The following is a 2585-nucleotide window of genomic DNA, read 5'->3' as shown; positions in this document are numbered from 1 at the left end:
AAGAGCGAAAAAGAGATGCAAGATAGTTAAAGGCAATTTTGAGCGTCAATAAAAATCCCCTGCTGCTTCTGCGTTGGCAGATATGCAGCAGGGGATTTTTTTGTTGGTTGTCAGCTTGCCATCAGCCAAAGAACTGATGATACATGCTCAGTCCCAGCAGGCAGATGGATGCCAGCATCAGGGCGGAGCTGACGCCGATGAGCACCTTGCGCACAGTGTCGCTGAACTCCATGCGCCTGTTGACGTAGACAATCACCATGCCCACAAACAGGGCGCCGTACATGCCGCGGCCGATGCCGTCCATGTTGTTCCAGGCCAGCACCAGAATCACCAGCGTCACGGCGATAAGCACCAGCAGCAGTGCATCGCGGCTTGCCTTCGGCTTCAGGTCCGGCTTTCCCTTCACATCCTCCTTGGGATGAATTTTATTCTGAATTTTTTTGTACTGGGTTGCCATTTTGTATACCTCTTCCCTTTCCTAAGACCTTCCTGCATTTATTTTCATGCCGCTTGCGGCAGTGACATAAAAACAGCAAGTCCATTATAACATAATTTGCAGAAGTGTAAAATAAGAGCGCGCAAAATAAATTTGCAGTAGAAAACTTGTGATGATAGAATAAGGAGTGTAAAGTGAAGGGAAGGATGTTACAATGATAAGAGGGCCGCGCAGCCGCGAAAAGTTAAAGGCTTATTATGATTTATATATAAATACAGGCAGGCTGGACCCTAACGTCAACCCGGAGGTGGCGGCGTCCTGGGCGAAAAGCCGCAGTCACAATGCGCCGACGGACAGAATCCACACAGATCACAGGCTGTCCAGGGAGGAGCTTGCCGCCAGGCAGAGGCTTCACAAGGAGGCCATTACCTATCTGCGGTATCTGACCAACAACCTGCGGGATTTTTTCAAGGAATACGACATCAGCCTGCTGCTTCTGGACGAGGAGTGTGTCATCCTGAAAAGCTACACCATGCCTTTTTATCAGATGACGCCGGGAGAAATCGAGGGCGTCAGGGTAGGCGTGGAGGAAATCGGCACCAGCAGCGTCAGCATGGCCTGCGACCTGCAGCAGCCCTTCTGGCTGTTCGGGCCGGAGATGTGGGTGCAGGATTCCCACGAGAGTGATGCCTGCTCCGCACCGATTTTTGTGGACAAAAAGATGCGCTACATCATCACCATGGTGGGCATGCACTACCAGAACATGCCCCAGGAGGCGGTGATGGCGGTGCTCAAAACCCTGAGCTACGGGCTGGAGAACTACATCCAGCAGCAGATACGGCTCAAGGCCCAGGAGGCCATCCTCGATGTGATTCCCTTCGCCGTCTATCATGTGCAGGAGGGCTCCGAGGTGGCCTACGCCAACAAGCTGGGATTGCAGAGGCTGAAGAAAATAGGCATTGGCAGGAAGGACAGCAGCAGTTTTGGCACCAGGCTCAGCGATGTGGTGATGAATTACCGCCACACGCCGATATATTCCGGCTTTCAGGGAGTTCCCAGCCACAACAGGGAGGTTACCTGGATTACGCCCAGCAGGACCTATGAGGACATCACCACGGTGGTTCCCTTTGAGCGCGACAGCGAGGATGTTGTGCGCAGCGTAGTGGCCATCTCCATGCCCATTGAGGATTTGCGCACCATGGTGGCTCACGCGGCAGGTTTTACGGCCAAGTACAGCCTGAGCTCCATGGTGGGAGCCAGCGGGGCCTTCAGCTCTGTCAAGGACAAGGCACAGCGGCTGGCCAAGGGCAGGAACCACATCCTCCTGCAGGGGGAGAGCGGCACGGGCAAACAGCGCATGGCGCACGGCATACATCAGGCCAGTCCCTTTGCAACCGGGCCTTTTATCACCCTGCACTGCGGTGACGTAACACCGGAGATTCTGGAGCAGGAAATTTTTGGCGTCAGCGTCAGCCGCGAGGTCAGCCACCCGGGCAAGCTGGAGCTGGCTTCCGGAGGCACCCTCTTTATTGACGAGGTGGAGAAGATGCCGCTGGATATAGCCAGGGAGCTGGCCGCCTCGCTGACCACCATGGAGTCCAGCCGTATCGGGGAGGATACCAGCCGCCCTATCAACGTGCGTCTGGTGGCGGCCTGTGATACGGAGCTGAGGCGCCTGACGGAGCGGGGCAGTTTTGACAGTGCCCTTTACGGCGTGCTGTCCCACAGCATTATCCGCATACCGCCGCTCAGAAACCGCAAGGAGGATATCGGGGTGCTGGGAGAGCACATACTTGCCGAGCTGGCCGGACTGCATCAGTCAAAGGGCAAGACGCTGGCGCAGGATGCGGTGGATTTTCTGATGACCTACGAATGGCCGGGGAATATCAAGCAGCTGCAGAATGTGATTGAGCATGCCTTTTTCCGCACTGCGGGCGATGTTATCCACGCAGAGGACATCAACCTCTTCGGGGATATTACCCTCGATGCCCGCTGGAAGGAGGACAAGGAGGTATTTATCAAGGTGTGGCGCGTGGCGGGCGGCAATATCAGCCGGCTGTCAACCCTGCTTCATGTGAGCCGCGTTACCCTGTACAGATACCTGAAAAAATACGGGCTGGACAAGAATAAGATTGACACATAGTCATGC

2 protein-coding genes are annotated in these 2585 nt (G+C 55.2%); one reads left to right on the top strand and one right to left on the bottom strand.

The features are described 5' to 3' along the window. Positions 1-121: 121 nt before the first annotated feature. Positions 122-457, bottom strand: a complete 336-nt coding sequence (locus ACI3UA_RS06610) for a hypothetical protein (protein ID WP_439724027.1) — start codon at positions 455-457, stop codon at positions 122-124. A 193-nt stretch (positions 458-650) separates the two neighbouring features. On the opposite strand from ACI3UA_RS06610, the gene ACI3UA_RS06605 reads away from it, so the two are divergent. After that, positions 651-2579: a sigma-54-dependent Fis family transcriptional regulator gene (locus ACI3UA_RS06605; RefSeq protein ID WP_439724026.1), complete on the top strand. Its 1929-nt coding sequence runs from the start codon at positions 651-653 to the stop codon at positions 2577-2579. Positions 2580-2585: the final 6 nt, after the last annotated feature.

The sequence above is a fragment of the Anaerovibrio sp. genome (genome assembly GCF_051866355.1).
In the GTDB taxonomy this organism is placed as follows: Bacteria; Bacillota; Negativicutes; order Selenomonadales; family Selenomonadaceae; genus Anaerovibrio.
The sequence above is the reverse complement of the archived record's forward strand: the minus strand, read 5'-3'. Positions and strand labels throughout refer to the sequence as shown.